Annotated in this window: 16 protein-coding genes; 3 read left to right on the forward strand and 13 right to left on the reverse strand. The window is 71.3% G+C overall.

Annotation, left to right across the window (positions count from 1 at the left end):
* Window position 1: 1 nt before the first annotated feature.
* From ABZ883_RS19720 to ABZ883_RS19735, 4 genes are all read right to left on the reverse strand, one after another.
* Window positions 2-358: a VOC family protein gene (locus tag ABZ883_RS19720; protein WP_360907573.1), complete on the reverse strand. Its 357-nt coding sequence runs from the start codon at window positions 356-358 to the stop codon at window positions 2-4.
* A 72-nt stretch (window positions 359-430) separates the two neighbouring features.
* Window positions 431-919 (reverse strand): hypothetical protein, encoded by a 489-nt coding sequence (locus ABZ883_RS19725; RefSeq protein ID WP_360907575.1) that lies wholly within the window; start codon window positions 917-919, stop codon window positions 431-433.
* Between the two features lie 2 nt (window positions 920-921).
* Entirely contained in the window at window positions 922-2,337 is a 1,416-nt protein-coding gene (locus tag ABZ883_RS19730) for a molybdopterin-dependent oxidoreductase (RefSeq protein WP_360907577.1), read from the reverse strand.
* Between the two features lie 207 nt (window positions 2,338-2,544).
* Entirely contained in the window at window positions 2,545-3,036 is a 492-nt protein-coding gene (locus ABZ883_RS19735) for a MarR family transcriptional regulator (RefSeq protein ID WP_360907579.1), read from the reverse strand.
* Between the two features lie 239 nt (window positions 3,037-3,275).
* On the opposite strand from ABZ883_RS19735, the gene ABZ883_RS19740 reads away from it, so the two are divergent.
* Window positions 3,276-4,010 (forward strand): DUF4142 domain-containing protein, encoded by a 735-nt coding sequence (locus tag ABZ883_RS19740; protein ID WP_360907581.1) that lies wholly within the window; start codon window positions 3,276-3,278, stop codon window positions 4,008-4,010.
* A 61-nt stretch (window positions 4,011-4,071) separates the two neighbouring features.
* Here ABZ883_RS19740 and gap read toward each other — a convergent pair whose 3' ends face one another.
* Window positions 4,072-5,070, reverse strand: a complete 999-nt coding sequence (gap, locus tag ABZ883_RS19745) for a type I glyceraldehyde-3-phosphate dehydrogenase (RefSeq protein WP_360907583.1) — start codon at window positions 5,068-5,070, stop codon at window positions 4,072-4,074.
* A 130-nt stretch (window positions 5,071-5,200) separates the two neighbouring features.
* Window positions 5,201-6,148, reverse strand: a complete 948-nt coding sequence (locus ABZ883_RS19750; RefSeq protein WP_360907585.1) for a DJ-1/PfpI family protein — start codon at window positions 6,146-6,148, stop codon at window positions 5,201-5,203.
* A gap of 329 nt (window positions 6,149-6,477) precedes the next feature.
* Here ABZ883_RS19750 and ABZ883_RS19755 point away from each other — a divergent pair, with 329 nt between their 5' ends.
* Window positions 6,478-7,374, forward strand: a complete 897-nt coding sequence (locus tag ABZ883_RS19755) for an RNA polymerase sigma-70 factor (RefSeq protein WP_360907849.1) — start codon at window positions 6,478-6,480, stop codon at window positions 7,372-7,374.
* 120 nt (window positions 7,375-7,494) lie between these two features.
* On the opposite strand, the gene ABZ883_RS19760 is transcribed toward ABZ883_RS19755, so the two are convergent.
* Window positions 7,495-8,850, reverse strand: a complete 1,356-nt coding sequence (locus ABZ883_RS19760; protein ID WP_360907851.1) for a lamin tail domain-containing protein — start codon at window positions 8,848-8,850, stop codon at window positions 7,495-7,497.
* Between the two features lie 431 nt (window positions 8,851-9,281).
* On the opposite strand from ABZ883_RS19760, the gene ABZ883_RS19765 reads away from it, so the two are divergent.
* On the forward strand, window positions 9,282-10,301 hold the full coding sequence (locus ABZ883_RS19765; RefSeq protein ID WP_360907587.1) for a hypothetical protein: 1,020 nt from the start codon (window positions 9,282-9,284) through the stop codon (window positions 10,299-10,301).
* A gap of 128 nt (window positions 10,302-10,429) precedes the next feature.
* Here the strand turns inward: ABZ883_RS19765 and ABZ883_RS19770 are convergent, their stop codons facing one another.
* The 6 genes from ABZ883_RS19770 to ABZ883_RS19795 form a co-directional block, all read right to left on the reverse strand.
* Complete coding sequence (locus ABZ883_RS19770) at window positions 10,430-11,245, reverse strand: siderophore-interacting protein (RefSeq protein ID WP_360907589.1); 816 nt, start codon at window positions 11,243-11,245, stop codon at window positions 10,430-10,432.
* Window positions 11,246-11,358: 113 nt separating this feature from the next.
* A complete protein-coding gene (locus tag ABZ883_RS19775; RefSeq protein ID WP_360907591.1) occupies window positions 11,359-12,792 on the reverse strand; it encodes an aldehyde dehydrogenase family protein in 1,434 nt (477 codons plus the stop codon).
* 87 nt (window positions 12,793-12,879) lie between these two features.
* Window positions 12,880-13,452: a dihydrofolate reductase family protein gene (locus tag ABZ883_RS19780; protein ID WP_360907594.1), complete on the reverse strand. Its 573-nt coding sequence runs from the start codon at window positions 13,450-13,452 to the stop codon at window positions 12,880-12,882.
* Window positions 13,453-13,665: 213 nt separating this feature from the next.
* Window positions 13,666-14,043 carry a hypothetical protein gene (locus ABZ883_RS19785; protein WP_360907596.1) on the reverse strand — a complete coding sequence of 126 codons (378 nt, stop codon included), beginning with the start codon at window positions 14,041-14,043 and terminating at the stop codon, window positions 13,666-13,668.
* 228 nt (window positions 14,044-14,271) lie between these two features.
* Window positions 14,272-14,490: a hypothetical protein gene (locus ABZ883_RS19790; RefSeq protein WP_360907598.1), complete on the reverse strand. Its 219-nt coding sequence runs from the start codon at window positions 14,488-14,490 to the stop codon at window positions 14,272-14,274.
* A 158-nt stretch (window positions 14,491-14,648) separates the two neighbouring features.
* Entirely contained in the window at window positions 14,649-15,344 is a 696-nt protein-coding gene (locus tag ABZ883_RS19795) for an ABC transporter ATP-binding protein (RefSeq protein WP_360907853.1), read from the reverse strand.
* Window positions 15,345-15,549: the final 205 nt, after the last annotated feature.

Here is a 15,549-nt window from a genome sequence, read left to right on the forward strand (position 1 = left end):
GTCAGCTCCTGGCCAGGCAGAAGGGATGCCCGGCCGGGTCGAGAAGGACCCGCCACTTGTCCCCGCCCGGCTGCTGTTGCGGCTTCGTCGCGCCCGACTCCAGGAGCAGGGCCTCGGCTTCGTCGAGGTCGTCGACCGCGAAGTCGAAGTGGGCCTGCTGGGGGACGGCTTGGCCGGGCCAGTCCGGCGCCCGGTAGCCGTCGACCCGCTGGAAGCCGAGGAAGAAGCCGTCCTCGCGGGTGAGTCCGGCGAAGTCGCCGTCGGAATCCGGGTGGAGCGCGAGCCCGGTGGCCCGCTGGTAGAACGCGGCCAGGGCCTCGGGATCCGCGCAGTCGAGTGTGACCGCCGTCAGTCTCATGTGCGGGGGCACGGCACCTCCGTTCGAGCCGTCATGCGCGTGTGCGCACCTGATCGGCCCATACGGTAGCGATCACCTCCCCGAACCGGCGACCCGCTTTTCGGCGCGTTCGGCCTTGCGGATGCGACGCAGCCTGAGCGCGTAGGCCAGTGCCGAGACGCCGAACAGGACGGCGGTGACGATCAGCCAGCGGGGGAGGTAGACGTCGATGGCGAGCGCGGTGGCGGCCGGGTAGGGGCGCGAGATGCCGAGGATCAGGGGGAACCACACCAGGAGCAGCAGGCCTGACAGGAAGGCCGGTACGCGCAGGTGGTTGATCCACGGCGCCTTCGGAACCACGCGCTCGCGCCGCAGGACCGCGAGGGCCGACAGGTCGGCGAGGGAGTACAGGGGCAGCAGGATCAGGTCGTGCAGGACCGCCGCTCCCACGAACCAGACCGCGACTTCGACCGGCCGCACGGCGAACAGCCGCAGGCAGGCGTACGCGCTGAGCGCGAAGGAGCAGAGCAGCACGAGCAGGTGCAGGGGATTGGCGCCGTACCAGCGCGGGGTGCGTGCCATGGTCACGTCCTGAAGGTGAGCCGGTGCACCCACTTGGTGTTGTTCACACCGGGGTTGGCAGGGACGATGATGCGCGCCGGGTAGCCGTGGTCGAGCGAGAGGTCCGCGCCGTTGACGCGCAGGGCGAGCAGGGCACGCGGGTCGTGGATCTGGTTGCCGCGCAACATGACCGAGCTGTAGGGGCCCGGTGGCTGTACGGACTCCACGAGCACACTCCCGGCGGCGGGAAGGCCCGCCATGGCGGCGAGCCCGGCGAGCGGGAGGCCGCTCCACTGCTGGTCCTCGGTGGACCAGCCTTCGACACAGGCGATCGGCAGGGCGGCCGTGCGCTGGCCCATGGCGAGGAGCTGTTCACGGGTGAGGACCAGGGCCGGTCCCCTGCCGTGGACCTCCAGCCGCCAGGCGGGGCCGGTCAGGCCGGGGGTGACACCGACGGAGGCGGCCGTCTTGTTGATCTGGAAGCCGTTCGGACCGCTTCCCGGGTTGCGGTTGTGTGGCGCCAGCAGGGCGGTGTTGCGCAGCGCGCCGCCGATGCTCTGGCCCGCGGTGACCACGAGCAGCGCCAGCGACCCGGCTCCCACCATCCCCACGGCCCCGCGCCGCGACATGGTGGGGGCCGCCGGGGCGACCGGCACCAGACCGTCGGCGTCGGGCGGCTCGGGACGGGTACGGGCCCGATCGGTGCGCAGTTCCGCGAGCAGCCCGCGGGAGCGCAGCGCGCGTCTCATGCGGCCGAGCTTCAGGCAGACATGAACGGCGAACGCGGCGACGAACACCCATGCGCCGTAGAAGTGCAGGGTGTAGAAGGAGCCGGGAAAGATGTAGAAGAGCTGGACGTTGAGGATCCCGGTGACGAACTCGAAGACGGCCCCGCCCACCAGGAGGAGCAGGGACAGCCGTTCGAGGCCGTGCGCGAGGGACCGCAGGGGCGGCCACGAGAACAGCCTCGGGATGACCGACCACAGCTTGGCCAGCAGGACGGGCAGCAGGACCACCCCGAGGGTGACATGGACGCCCTGGGTCAGCCGGTAGAGCCAGTAGGGCTGGGTGGGCCAGTCGAAGAGGTAGAAGCCGAGCAGGCCCTTGTCGGGGGTCTGGTCGTTGAGCGGCCCCAGGTCCGGGTTGTACGCGGCGTAGGACAGGGCGCCGGTGACGAACAGCACGGGAATGCCGAACAGCAGCACCAGGCCGAACACCGATGTCAGCCACGGCCCGCGGATCGGGCTGCGCCAGAAGTCCGGCCGGAACGGCCCAGGGGGCGGGGGTGACTCCCGCACCCGCCGTGCCGTCGCCCGGGCACCGGCGCTCACCTCGGCGACGACCCGCCGAAGGCGCCGCCACGCGCGCCGTACGCGGCGCTTGGAAGGCTGCGCCCCCTTGGCCGGACCGGGGTCCGGGGCCCGTCCGTCACCGCTCATCCGACCGTCTCCTCCGCCTCCGGGCCGCGCCCTGGCAGGGAGAGGGCGGCCTCGATCACGCTGCCCTACACATAGATCACGGCGGCCGGTCGCGGGGGTCACCACCACCGCGGATCGCCTCGTGTCCCGCGAACACAGCACACGACCGCACTCATGCGGCGTATCCGCCGCGGGCGGCCGCGGGCGTTCCCGTGCGCGTGGGCCGCCTCACCAGCCCACGTGCAGCGGCGTCTCCTCGCCGACGGCGGGCTCGCCCCCGGCCTCGGTGAAGGCCTGCAGGGCCTGGACGAGACCGCGGCGGTGACCGGGCGTCATGGACGCGACGATGCCCGTGATCTCGGCCCTGCGCCGCTCGGTGACGTCACGCACCGTCCGTCGCCCCGGCGCGGTGAGCGAGACGACGCTGACGCGCCGGTCGGTGGAGGACGCGCCCCGGGTCACCATGCCGGCGGACTCCAGTCGGTCCAGCATCCGCATGGCGGTCGACGGCTGCACGCCCAGTTCCGCGGCGAGTTGGGACAGGCTCAGCGGTCCGCGGGTGTCGAGGACGACCAGCATCCGGAACTGGGGCAGGGTCAGGGCCTCCTCGACCGCGGCGAGCGAGCGGGCGGAGACGGCGACGAGGAGGCGCGACGCGGTCAGCAGAGCGCCGACCATCGCCTCGGCGTCGGAGTCGTCGGCGGGGATGCGGGCGGCCATGGGTCATTTGTACCGCCCGGCACCGTCGTGGCGCCGACGGTTCCCGGGTCGCGGTCGGCGCCGACCTGTCCGGAGAGCCGCCGAGGCCGTGCGACCTTTGCACAGGCGAAAGTTTGCACGCTACCAACACCGATGGTGTGGCGTCCCGGGAATCGCTCAGGCCCCTCCAATCCCGCTGTTCCCACGGCAAGGAGCGTTAACGTCCGGATGCGCGTACGAGATTCCGCACAGGAGGCGTCATGTTCCCCAACCGGTTCACGGCCGGCACCGCTCTGGTCGCCGGAGCGCTGGTCTGCACCGCTGCCGCGCTCGTCTACCCGGCGATGTCCGGGGTGAACGCGGCGGCGTCCTCGCCGTACGTGGGTGCGGTCTCCACCCCGTACGGGCCCATGACCGCGCTCGACCGGGAGTTCGTCGTCAAGGTGCGCCTGGCGGGCCTCTGGGAGTTCCCGGCCGGGCAGATAGCGCTCCAGAAGGGCACGACGCAGGCGGTCAAGACGGCAGGTCAGCACCTGATAGACGGCCACACCGCGCTGGACAGCGCCGACCGCACCGTCGCCACCCAGCTCGGCATCGTGCTTCCGAACCAGCCCACCCCGCAGCAGCAGGGGTTCCTCGCCACGCTCTCGGGCGCCAACGGGACCGCGTTCGACGCGACGTTCGCCAACCTGCTGCGACTGACCCACGGCCAGATCTTCAACACGATCGCCAAGGTCCGCTCGACCACCATGAACAGCCTGGTCCGGCAGCTGGCCGACCAGGCCAACAACACGGTGCTCGACCACATCACGGTGATGGAGAAGACCGGACTGGTGAACTTCCCGCAGGTCGTGGACCAGACGACCGCCAGCCCGACCACCAATCCGGCCGACACCGTGGCCCCTTCGCCCGCCCCGGGCGAGCCCACGCTCATCGTCAACCCGCAGGGCTCGGGCTCCCTTGCCCCCGCGGTGTCGGCGCCGCCGCAGCAGTAGTACGCCGGACGGCGGGCTGCCAGGGACGAGCAAAAACCCCTGACAGCCCGTCAGGCCGTGCTCAGGCGCGGGCGAGCAGTTCGAGCGTGTCGACGACACGGTTCGAGAAGCCCCACTCGTTGTCGTACCAGGCCACCACCTTGACGTGCTTGCCGTCCACGCGCGTGAGGGCGGAGTCGAAGATCGCCGACGCCGGCTGGCCGGTGATGTCGCTGGAGACCAGCGGCTTGTCGGTGTAGTCGAGGATGCCCTTGAGCCGGCCGTCGGCGGCCTCGCGGTAGGCCGCGAGCACCTCGTCGCGGCTGACCTCGCGCGAGACCGTGGTGTTCAGCTCCACGATCGACCCCACCGGGACGGGCACGCGGATCGAGTCGCCCGACAGCTTGCCCGCGAGGTTCGGCAGCACCAGGCCGATGGCCTTGGCGGCCCCGGTGGTCGTGGGCACGATGTTCACGCCGGCGGCGCGGGAGCGGCGCAGGTCGCGGTGGGGGCCGTCCTGGAGGTTCTGCTCCTGGGTGTAGGCGTGCACCGTGGTCATGAAGCCGTGCTCGATGCCCGCCAGGTCGTCCAGCACGGAGGCCAGGGGGGCCAGCGCGTTGGTCGTGCACGAGGCGTTCGAGACGATGACGTGCGCGGCGGGGTCGTAGACGTCGGTGTTCACGCCGTAGGCGAGCGTGACGTCGGCGCCGTCGGAGGGGGCGCTCACCAGCACGCGCTTCGCCCCCGCGTCGATGTGGGCGCGGGCGGCCTCCGCCGCGGTGAAGCGGCCCGTGGCCTCGAGCACGATGTCCACGCCGAGTTCGGCCCACGGCAGCTTGGCGGGCTCGCGCTCGGCGAGCACCTTGATGCGGCGGCCGTCGACCACGAGGTCGGTCCCGTCGACCTCGACCGAGCGGCCGAAACGGCCGAGCGAGCTGTCGAACGCGAGCAGGTGCGCGAGCGTGTCGGGGGCGGTGAGGTCGTTGATGGCGACGACCTCGAGGTCGGTCCCGCGCTCCAGCAGCGCGCGGAGGGTGTTGCGTCCGATGCGGCCGAAGCCGTTGACGGCGATGCGGGTCATGAAGGTGCCTTTCGTGTCGTCCTGTCGCGTCCATCCTCGGCATCCGGATGCCGCGCCGACAGTGGCCCGAATGACACCGTGCGCAAGGATCCCGCCACATGTCCGAGAGGCGTGCGCGACCCGGGGAGGGTCAGGCCGAGAAGGTGTGCCGGTACTCCGTCGGGGAGGTGCCCAGAATGCGCTGGAAGTGCAGCCGCAGGTTCGCGCCGGTGCCCAGCCCCACCCGGCCGGCGATCTGCTCCACGCCCAGATCGGTGCGTTCCAGTAGCTCGCGTGCCAGGTCGACGCGCGCCCGGAGCACCCACTGCATCGGCGTGTAGCCCGTGTCCTCCACGAACCGGCGCGAGAAGGTGCGCGCCGACACCCGAGCGTTGCGGGCGAGCGTCTCGATGGTCAGCGGTTCCGCGAGATGCCCGAGAGCCCACTCCCGGGTGCTCGCGAAGAGGTCGCCGAGCGGCTCGGGCACGCTCCGGGGAACGTACTGCGCCTGCCCGCCGCTCCGGTAGGGCGCCGCCACCAGCCGCCGGGCCACATGGTTGGACAGGGCCACCCCGTGGTCGCGCCGCACCAGGTGCAGGCACAGGTCGATGCCGGACGCCGCACCCGCAGACGTGAGCACGTCGCCCTCGTCCACGAACAGCACGTTCTCGTCGACCAGCACCCGCGGATGCCGTTCCGCGAGGGCTTTCGTGTAGTGCCAGTGCGTCGTGGCCCGCTTGCCGTCGAGCAGGCCCGTGGCCGCCAGGGCGAAGGCCCCCGTCGAGATGGCCGCGAGCCGCGTTCCCCGATCGTGGGCGGCCGTGAGCGCTTCGACGACCGCCGCCGGCGGCCGGGTGGTCGCGGGCTCCCGGTAGCCCGGGATGAAGACGGTGTCGGCGTGCCGCAGCGCGTCGAGGCCCTCGGCCACGTGGTAGGACAGCCCGTCCCCACCGGTCACCGGCCCCGGCGCCGCGCCGCACACGCGCACCTCGTACGGCATGCTCGGCCGGTTGGAGAACACCTGCGCGGGGATGCCGACGTCCAGTGGCTTCGCCCCGTCGAGCACGAGCACGGCGACGTGGTGGTTCCTACGGCTCATCGGGCCTCCTGCGACGGTTCCCGTCCATGAGCGGCACTGCCCGCTCCGCGACGCGAATGACCTCTGTCGCAAGCATCCTGCCATCCGCAGGGCATATCCAGGCGCGGTCCGTCGCGCCGCTCCGGGCACCCTGTTCACGCGACTCGCTGTCGCGCCACGGACGCCGAGAGTTCTCATCGGCTGTCGATGTCACACATCGGCGGGCTGTGCGGTCGACGGAAAGGCCCGGACGGAGATGCTTGAAGGTGGGGGTGGGTGATCCGTACGTCACGGGCGCGCGTACAGCTGTGACGATCAAGAGCAGGGTGATTCAAAGGTGGAGGCCACCGATGTGTGCCGGTAGTGACGCAGACCCCCTTGAACAGGCGACGAAGGAATTCGTGGCGTTGCGTCCTCAGCTGTTCGGAATCGCGTACCGCGTGCTCGGCAGTTGCGTGGAGGCTGAAGACATTGTTCAGGACTCCTGGCTGCGGTGGCAGACCGTCGATCACGCCGATATCCAGAATCCGGCGGCGTTCCTCACCACGGTCACCACCCGCCTCGCGATCAACGCGGCCCAGTCTGCGAGGATGCGGCGTGAATCGTATGTCGGGCCGTGGCTTCCCGAGCCTGTCGACACCGGCTCGGATCCGCAGCTGGGTGCGGAACGGGCCGAGGTGCTCGATCTGGCAGTTCTCTTCCTCCTGGAGAAGCTGAACCCCGTGGAAAGGGCGGCCTACGTTCTGAGGGAAGCCTTCGATTACCCCTACAAGGAGATCGCGGACATCCTGGAGACGAGCGAAAGCAATGCACGTCAACTGGTGAGCCGCTCGAGGAAGTATCTGACGGGGGAACGCAGGGAACCGGTCAGTTCCGGTGCTCACCAGCGACTGCTCAAGGCGTTCATCACTGCCGCGCAAAGTGGCGACATGGCCGCGCTCGAGGAGGTTCTCTCGGCCGATGTGGTCAGCTATGCCGACGGCAGCGGGGCGCGGGGCGCATCCAGGATTCCGATCGTCGGACGTCAACACGTTGCCAAGACCTTTGTGGCGTATGCCCCGCGGTTCTGGCCCGGTACGGACATCCGCTGGGTCGAGGCGAACGGCCGGCCGGCCGCCCTTGTCTCGATGGACGGAGCCGTGGTGGCTCTGGTGACCGCCGACGTGTCCGCGCAGGGCATCGAACGCGTCATGTGGGTCGTGACCCCGGCCAAACTGGCTCCGTATGTGGCCTCACTGAGCAAGTGAACCCGCTCGGCTGATCTCCGGGCCCGCGCCGGCGCGTGACGTACCCGCGCGCGACGCGGGGTGGGCGGGCCCCGTCCGGGGTGGACAGGGCCCGCGATCCTGCGGTGTGGTGAGCGGCCGTCAGCAGGTGGTGGTGCCCCTGCGGAGGGCGTGACCGCCGGTGTTGCTGTCGTCGGCCCAGTAAACGGGCTTGGAACCGGAGACGCACTCCGCGGCCGGGGCCACCGAGAAGCCCTCGTTGTTGATGTTGGCCATGCCGCTGGGCCGGTTGTAGACCGCCGTGGTGGCGAGGACCCCGGACGTGTTGACGCGCATGGTCCGGTGCTGGCCGGAGCAGGTGTCGTCGCAGACGACCCACAGGCGGGAGGCCTGCGGCTCCCACTGCAGGTCCATGACGCCGGCCATCCCGCTGCTGACGGACGCCACGCGCGTGAAGGTGCCCGCGTCCTGGAGGACGTAGCCGTAGATCATGCCGGTGCCCTCGACGCCGACGAAGAACACCCCGCCCGAGTGCGCGGCGTAGCGGTTCGGGTCGTAGGCCGCGCCGGTCGACTCGTCCTTGAAGCCGGCCGAGGTCAACGACGCGTCCGGGACCCAGGTGACCGCCTCGAGGCCGAGGTTGGAACCGACGGAGGGCAGGCCGGAGGTGAGGTTCCACTCCTTGGTGGCGGTCAGCGTGGTGGCGGTGCCGCTGACGTCGTACCGGAGGACGGACAGCCGGCTCGTGCCGGAAGAGTCGCCGTTGCGCTCGCTCGCGACGAACACGCCGCCCGCGGAGCCCGCGCCGGTGACCGTGACGCCCTCGCTGTCGGGGCTGCCGGAGCCGCCCGGGAAGCGCAGCGTCTTGCCGGAGGTCCAGCCGTTCGCGGTGTCGGGCTTCCAGCCGCCGGAGCCGTTCGGGAGCAGCCGCCACAGCTTCCCGGAGTTCTGGGCGCCCCACATCACGCCCCCCTCCTGGTAGAGGCCGCTGAGGTCCGAACCGAAGACGTTCGAGGCGTCGGCGGTCGCGACCGTGCCGCTGCCCGGCCAGGCCACCGGGGAGGTGCCGCCGCCCCCGCCGGTGCCGCAGTCGTTCGCGGCGCCGAGGGTCAGTTCGGCCTCGCCGAAGGCGCCGGTGCCGTCGGGGCAGCGCGACCAGGACGGATCGGAGTGGTCGTCCCAGCTGAAGCTGTCGACCAGGGTGCTGCCGTCGGCGAGGTAGAGGCGGGCCTGGTCGTCGGAGCCCAGGCCGAACGCGTCGTGCACGTCGAAGGCCCGGAACCCGCCGGGGGCCAGCACGGTCCCGGACGCGATCTTGTACTTCGAGCTCTTGTTGTCGTCCTTGAGGATCCAGCCCGAGATGTCGACGGTGCCGGTGCCCTTGTTGTACAGCTCGATCGAGTCGTTCACGTCTCCGGTGGTCACGACCTCGTTGATCCTGATGTCGTCGGCCGCGGCCGCGTGGGCCGGGGCGGCGACCAGAGTCCCGGCCACCATCGCCGGGCCGGCGAGGGCAACGAGGAGGCGGCGCAGGTCGCGGCGTCGCCGGGGCGTACGTGATGCGATCACGAAGTCCGTCCTGGGGTCGTTCTGACAGGGCGGAGTGAGACTTCCGACGGGGACCGAACGGGTGGGGACCGGCAGACGTGTGCCTTGTGAACGATGGGCCAACTGGGGTGAGCGGTGGCGAGATTGAGGTCCGCGCACCGGGCGTGACCGGTACGCGGCAGGCGGCGGCGCGTCAGAGGGGTCAGGTGTGAACCGGCTCCACTCCCCGTCAGGCCCGGGCCGCGGGCGCCGGGTCCGGTGCGCCGGTTGGCTCATCCGAGTGGCCCGGAATCGCCCTGCTCCCAAGACTGATCGCAGCAGGGGGCAGGAACCCGGTCCGCCTCCGTGGGCACCCGCTCATCGAACGTCAGGGAGAACTCATGGGCCTCAAGCGTCCGAAGGGCGGCCTGGGCGCGGGCCCGTTCGCCGTCATCGGGGCCTGTGCCCTCGTCCTCGCGACCGCGCCCGGCGCCTTGCCGGAATCCCGGTCCGCGGGAGCGGGGGCCCCGCCCGGCTGTATCGCCACGCCGGCCGAGTACAAGGCCGCATGGGACGCCCGGCAGGTCCGATGCGTTTCGCCGTCACTGTTCGCCACCACCCACGCCCGCGGCAGCACCACGCTGTACCCTCCTGGCTTCCGCTACGCGTGGGCGGGCTCCCAAACGAATCTGGAACGCTATCTGAGACTGCGCAGCCTCTACGGGAACCGTCCGGAGAAGGTCGGCATCGGCATCCTGTCGTACGTTGGCTACCCGGGCCTGGAGACCTGGTCCACCGACACCGACCTGGAGGTCTACACGCTGCCGCCCGGGGTCCGGGCCCAGGTGCCGGCCTTCGAGACCTGGTTCCGACTGCTCGACGAGGAGTTCGGCGACACGGGCGCCTACCCGCTCCGGGGCCAGGTCCAGCTCGCGTACGGCTACTCACGGCTCGCCCCTCGCGAAGACGTCGTCGGCGCGTTCCGGACCGTGACCGGCTGCAGCAGGTCCGCACTGCTCAAGGGCGAGGAGTTCTCGGCAAGGATCGGATGCAACCGCTCCTTCCTCGACGCCATCGAGGCTGCGGGACCCTCCCCGTACGACACCGGTGACTCCGCGTCCTGCTTCCGGAACTTCGCGGAGCGGTACCGCGGCCCCAGGAACGCCGCCGCGCTGCGCGGCGTGCTCTACCAGTGCCAGGACGCGGGAATCCTCAATACCGGGGTCGGGATCGGCTACAACACCTACGCGAACCCCTTCGTCTGCAAGCCCGCGTGGAAGCAGTCGGTACCGCAGAAGTACACCGGCAGGGAGTTCATCCTCCCGAACGCGAAATTCGATCAGTTGCCGAGCGCTGTCGAGATCACGCTGGACATCGGACGGCCCTCCCAGCGGGGCTTCCTGCACAACGGATACTGCTGAGCATGCCGTACCGCGGCAGGTCCTACGGCGGCGGGCTGCACGCCCTCCGCAACGACTCCGGCACCCTGGCCGGGATGCTGCTCTTCACGCCCGGGCGCACACGGGCCTTGCGTCGCTGAAGTCCCTGCTCAGGCCGATGGGCTGGCCTCGTGCTTCCAGAAGCCGGTGAAGGTGATGCGGTCCTTGGGCAGGCCGGCGCGGTGGAGGTGCCTGCGGCCCTTGGTGGAGAGGCCGGATTCGCCGACGACGAAGGCGTAGGCGTCGGTGTCGACGGTGGTGTGCCGGCGGAGTTCGCCGAGCGCGGCCTGACCGGGGACGGCGCCCGCGTCGCGGACCACCCAGGTGACGGTCATGGCGCCGGGGGCGTCGAGTTCGCGGCGGTCGCCTTCGGTGGGGACCTCCTGGATGAGCCGGCCGACGGTGTCGCGGGGGAGCGAGCGCAGGATGCCGGTGACGGCGGGCAGACCGCTCTCGTCGGCCACCACGATGACCTCGGAGGCGTCGGGCGGGCAGTCGAATGTGATGCCCTGGTCCAGCACGGCCAGTTCGTCGCCGGGGCGGGCCGCGCAGGCCCAGATGGCCGCCCGGCCCTCGATCTCGCCGGTCGGGAGGCGGTGGACGACGAAGTCGATGTCCATCTCGGCGGCCTCGGGGCGGTGGCCGGCCACGGTGTAGTTGGCGCAGTGCGGCCGTTCGGCCTCGGGGATGGCCAGGTAGGGGAACCACCACCGGGCCCCGGTGAACTCCGGGAGCCGCAGGGCGGATTGGTGGGGCAGCGTGATGAAGAGGCGGAACCAGTGGTCGTAGCCCAGCCACGGGAACTCGGCGAGGTCCGGGCCGGTGGCGGTCACGCGGTGGATGGAGGGGGAGACCCGCTCGGTGCGCACGACCTCGGCGCGGAACAGCCGGGGGTTCTTGGGTGGGAGCCGCGGGATCTTCGCCATGAGGGAAGGCTAGCCTAAGTTCGTTGCTGCGCCCATCACCCCGCGTACCGAACGAGGGCGGCCCCGCACCGCGCTGCGGGACAGCGCGGTGCGGGGCGGGAACCGCTCGGCGGTCAGCGGGTGATGGCCTTGGTCTCCAGGAACTCCTCCAGTCCGGCCCGGCCCATCTCCCGGCCGTTGCCCGACTGCTTGTAACCCCCGAAGGGCGCCAGGAAGTTGTGCTGGGCCCCGTTGACGTCCACCTGGCCCGCGCGGAGCCGGCGGGCGACGGCCAGGGCGTGCCCGGGCTCGCCCGCAACCGAGGCGTTGAGACCGTAGACGGTGCCGTTGGCGATCGCCACGGCGTGGTCGTCGTCGGTGTACGGGATGAGGACGAGGACCGGGCCGAAGATCTCCTCCTGCGCCACGACCGAGTCCGGGTCGACGTTCCCGAAGACGGTCGGCCGGACATAGGCGCCGGTCGTCAGGCCCTCCGGGCGCCCCGGGCCGCCGTACACCAGCGTGGCGCCGTCGGCGATGCCCCGCTCGATGTAGGCGTCCACGCGCTGCCGCTGGCGTTCGGAGGCCAGCGGGCCGATCCGGGTCGCGTCGTCGGCGGGGTCGCCCACGGTGTACGCGGCGGCGGCCTCGCGCAGCATGCCGGCCACCTCGTCGTGCCGTTCGGCCGGCACCAGCATGCGCGTCCAGGCGCCGCACGCCTGCCCGGCGTTGCTCCAGGCGTAGCCGAGGCCGCGCAGGACGGCGGCCTCCACGTCGGCGTCCCGGAGGATGATGTGGGCGGACTTCCCGCCGAGTTCCAGGGCGACGCGCTTGACGGTTCCGGAGGCGACGGCCGACACGCGCTTGCCGGCGGCCGTCGACCCGGTGAAGGACACCATGTCGACATCGCTGTGCGCGGCGATGGCCTCACCGACGACGGGCCCCGTGCCGTGCACGACGTTCAGCACACCCGGCGGAAGGCCGGCCCCGGCGGCGATCTCCGCGAAGACCATGGCCGTCAGCGGCGCGATCTCGGAGGGCTTGAGCACCACGCTGTTGCCCGCCAGCAGCGCGGGGACCACCTTGGTGACCAGTTGCTGGAGCGGGAAGTTCCAGGGCGTGATGGCGCCCACGACACCGATCGGCTCGCGCACGATCAGGGAGTTGGCGACCTCCTCCGTCCACGGGAAGTCCTCCGCGACGGAGATGCTCGCGGTGGTGGAGAGGACCGGGAACGCGGCCTGCGCCATGCGCGAGAACGAGATCGGCACGCCGATCTCGGCCGTGATCGTCGTGGCGATCTCCTCCGAGCGCGCCCGCATGCCCTCCGCCACGCGCCCCAGCACGGCCGCGCGTTCCGCGGGCGGCGTGGCCGCCCAGCCGGGGAAGGCCGCCGTGGCCGCCTCCACCGCGCGGTCGACGTCCTCGGGGGTGCCCTGCGGGACCTTCGCGACGACGGTGCCGGTGGCCGGGTTGACCACGTCGAGGTACGGGCCGTCCGTGGGCACGGCACGTCCGTCGATCCAGTGGGCGGGAGCGGGGAAGGGGGGTGGGGTCGAGTTGTTCATGCACCCCAGGGAACAGGGACGCGTGGGCGGCAACCAGGGACGGACTGTCCCGTGACGGCCGCCACACCGCGGGGGCCGGGGCCGCCGTCAGCGGACGACGTCGAAGACCTGCTTCTGCACGCCGTTGCCGTAGACCTCGTGCTCCACCGTCTTCAGCTTGCGGGTGTCCATGTCCGCGGTGCTGAACAGGCGCTTGCCGGCGCCGAGGAGCAGCGGGAAGACCAGCAGGTGGTAGCGGTCGATCAGGCCGGCGTCCGAGAGGCCGTGGTTCAGCGAGGCGCTGCCGTGGACGATGATCGGTCCGCCGTCGGTCTCCTTGAGCGCGGCGACCTCGTCCAGGGAGCGCAGGATCGTGGTCTCACCCCAGTCGGTGGCGAGCTTGTCCTCGGTCAGGGTCGTGGAGACGACGTACTTCGGCAGCGCGTTGTAGCGCGCGAACTCCGCCATGCCCGGCCACACGGGGCTGAACGCCTCGTAGCTGACCCGGCCCAGCAGGACGGCGCCGGCCTCCTGCTGTTCCCTGCCCTTGAGCTCGACCGCATCGAGGGAGAACTCGACGTCCTTGAAGACCCATCCGGAGTTGCGGTAGCCGGGTTCGCCGCCCGGGGCCTCCACTACGCCGTCGAGCGAGATGAAGGCGGAGCTGATGAGGGTGCGCATGTGAGGTCTTCCTCCGTGTCCTGGACGGGTGCGGGGCGGGGCCCGGGGGCTGTTCCAGGATGCGACCGACAAAAATAATTGTCAAGGGGAATGGAATTGTCGGTGATGGAGTGCGACAGGCGGTGCGGCGGGGAGCGCGACAGCCCCCGGCGCTCGGCGGCGCGGGGCCGCGGGGTGCCGGGGGCTGTGGAGGGGGCGCACGGAGGGCGGGGGTCAGATGCGCCGCACCAGGGAGAGCCGCCCCAGGTGGTCCCGGTGGATCTGGTGCACCTCCGCGCGGCCGCCCTTGATGAACGCCCCGTCCCGCGCGGCACGCTCCGCCGCGCTGTTGGCGCGGACCAGTGCCTGGTGCACGGCGTGGCCGGCGTCGCATGCCTGGTTCACGATGTAGAACAGCCAGAGCCTGCGGCCGTCCGTGGTCCGGGTCTCCAGGCCCACGAGCCACTTGTCGTGGCCGGGGGCGGCTGCGTGGGGCGAGGTGCGGTCCGCGGGGGAGCGGCGGTCGTGGCCGGGGGCGTGGTGCGGGGCGTGAGGGCCCGGCTCGGCATCAGCGCTGTCCGTGGCGGACTCCCGGGAATCGCGTCCGGTCATTTCGAGCAGCATGGCCTCTCAGCTCCCTTCTCGGTCTCGATTCCGGTGGCCGCACCGGGGTGGTGAACTCCCCTCCGGGCGCGCCTGGATTGTCCGGTTTGTCGTTCCACTGGGTAGACCGGACGACGCGCCCGTCCGTGACATCGCGCAGCGATTTCCGGGGAGAGATTTCACACGTTCCGCAAGGCGTGTCATGACCGCACCACCGAGGGCCGGACCGCCGGCGGCTCAGCGACGAGGCGTGCCCCGGGTCCCTGCGCCGGGGCCGTACGGGCGCACCGGGGCCGGCAGGCCGCGAAGAGCGGCACTGATCGCGTCGAGCCGCGTGTCGATCGCGGAGATCTCCTCGCGCAGATGACGGACGCGCACTTCGAGGAACTCGGCTTCCGAGGTCAGTGACATCGCGGCCACCCGCGCGCGGGGGGCGTCGTCGCTCGTACGGAACATGGTTGCCCTTCCTGGCAGTTGAGCGGGGGACGTGCCCCCTTCCCGAAGAAGCGGAGCGGGGACACGAACCCAGGACAGGACAGGCGGGGAGAGTGTGACAGCAGGTGCCCGTGAGGCATCGGCGGTGCGGCGCCCCGACCGGGGCTGCCGCCGCACGATCAGGCGGACAGGTCCTCGCCGGCCGGCTCGTCGTCCAGGAGGGAGCCGTCGCGCAGTTCGATCACGCGGTCGGCGAGAGCGAGGAGTTGGGGGTCGTGGGTGGCGACGAGGGCGGTGACGCCCTCGCTGTGCACGACCGCGCGCAGGAGCTCCATCACGGCGCGCCCGGTGTCGGCGTCGAGCTGGCCCGTCGGTTCGTCGGCGATGATCAGGGCCGGACGGTTGGCCAGGGCACGGGCGATGGCCACCCGCTGCTGCTGGCCGCCGGACAGTTCGCCGGGCCGCTGGGCGGCGTGCCCGTCCAGGCCGACGAGGGTGAGCAGGAGGCTGACACGCTCCTCGCGCTCGGCCCGGTCCGCCTTGCGCAGCCGCAGCGGGACGCCGACGTTCTCGGCGGCGGTGAGGATCGGCAGCAGGCCGAAGGACTGGAAGACGAAGCCGATGCGGTCCCGGCGCAGCGCGAGCAGTTCGCGTTCACCGAGCCCGGCGAGCTCGGTGCCGTCGACACGGACGCTGCCGGAGTCGGGCCGGTCCAACCCCCCGATCAGGTTGAGCAGCGTCGTCTTCCCCGAACCCGAACGCCCCTTCAGGGCCACGAGTTCGCCGCGCGCCACGCTGAAGGACACACCCCGCACCGCGTGCACGGCCGTGTCCCCGCTCCCGTAGGTACGCACCAGGTCCTCGACGACGACCATGGCGTCGGCAACCGCGCCGCCCCCGGCCGGCTCCCCCTGTCGGTCCAACACTCCGTTGCTCATGGCGGCCACCCTAAGGAGGAGCGAGCGGGGCAAGCTACGGCGTACGTGCACAGGGCAACGTGATGATGGGCACAGTGGGATTCCGCGGCAGTCATTGGCAAGAATGCGTTCCGATGAGAAGATCACCCCGCGTTCGGACGGA

Source organism: Streptomyces sp. NPDC046977, assembly GCF_040644455.1.
GTDB lineage: Bacteria > Actinomycetota > Actinomycetes > Streptomycetales > Streptomycetaceae > Actinacidiphila.

Bases quoted from the DNA above. Each gene is read 5' to 3' on its own strand.
- ABZ883_RS19725 (WP_360907575.1), bottom strand. From the start codon at position 919: ATGGCACGCACCCCGCGCTGGTACGGCGCCAATCCCCTGCACCTGCTC.
- ABZ883_RS19790 (WP_360907598.1), bottom strand. From the start codon at position 14,490: ATGTTCCGTACGAGCGACGACGCCCCCCGCGCGCGGGTGGCCGCGATG.
- ABZ883_RS19720 (WP_360907573.1), bottom strand. From the start codon at position 358: ATGAGACTGACGGCGGTCACACTCGACTGCGCGGATCCCGAGGCCCTG.
- ABZ883_RS19755 (WP_360907849.1), top strand. From the start codon at position 6,478: ATGTGTGCCGGTAGTGACGCAGACCCCCTTGAACAGGCGACGAAGGAA.
- ABZ883_RS19760 (WP_360907851.1), bottom strand. From the start codon at position 8,850: ATGGTGGCCGGGACTCTGGTCGCCGCCCCGGCCCACGCGGCCGCGGCC.
- ABZ883_RS19780 (WP_360907594.1), bottom strand. From the start codon at position 13,452: ATGCGCACCCTCATCAGCTCCGCCTTCATCTCGCTCGACGGCGTAGTG.
- ABZ883_RS19750 (WP_360907585.1), bottom strand. From the start codon at position 6,148: ATGAGCCGTAGGAACCACCACGTCGCCGTGCTCGTGCTCGACGGGGCG.
- ABZ883_RS19740 (WP_360907581.1), top strand. From the start codon at position 3,276: ATGTTCCCCAACCGGTTCACGGCCGGCACCGCTCTGGTCGCCGGAGCG.
- ABZ883_RS19735 (WP_360907579.1), bottom strand. From the start codon at position 3,036: ATGGCCGCCCGCATCCCCGCCGACGACTCCGACGCCGAGGCGATGGTC.
- gap (WP_360907583.1), bottom strand. From the start codon at position 5,070: ATGACCCGCATCGCCGTCAACGGCTTCGGCCGCATCGGACGCAACACC.
- ABZ883_RS19785 (WP_360907596.1), bottom strand. From the start codon at position 14,043: ATGACCGGACGCGATTCCCGGGAGTCCGCCACGGACAGCGCTGATGCC.
- ABZ883_RS19765 (WP_360907587.1), top strand. From the start codon at position 9,282: ATGGGCCTCAAGCGTCCGAAGGGCGGCCTGGGCGCGGGCCCGTTCGCC.
- ABZ883_RS19795 (WP_360907853.1), bottom strand. From the start codon at position 15,344: ATGGTCGTCGTCGAGGACCTGGTGCGTACCTACGGGAGCGGGGACACG.
- ABZ883_RS19775 (WP_360907591.1), bottom strand. From the start codon at position 12,792: ATGAACAACTCGACCCCACCCCCCTTCCCCGCTCCCGCCCACTGGATC.
- ABZ883_RS19770 (WP_360907589.1), bottom strand. From the start codon at position 11,245: ATGGCGAAGATCCCGCGGCTCCCACCCAAGAACCCCCGGCTGTTCCGC.
- ABZ883_RS19730 (WP_360907577.1), bottom strand. From the start codon at position 2,337: ATGAGCGGTGACGGACGGGCCCCGGACCCCGGTCCGGCCAAGGGGGCG.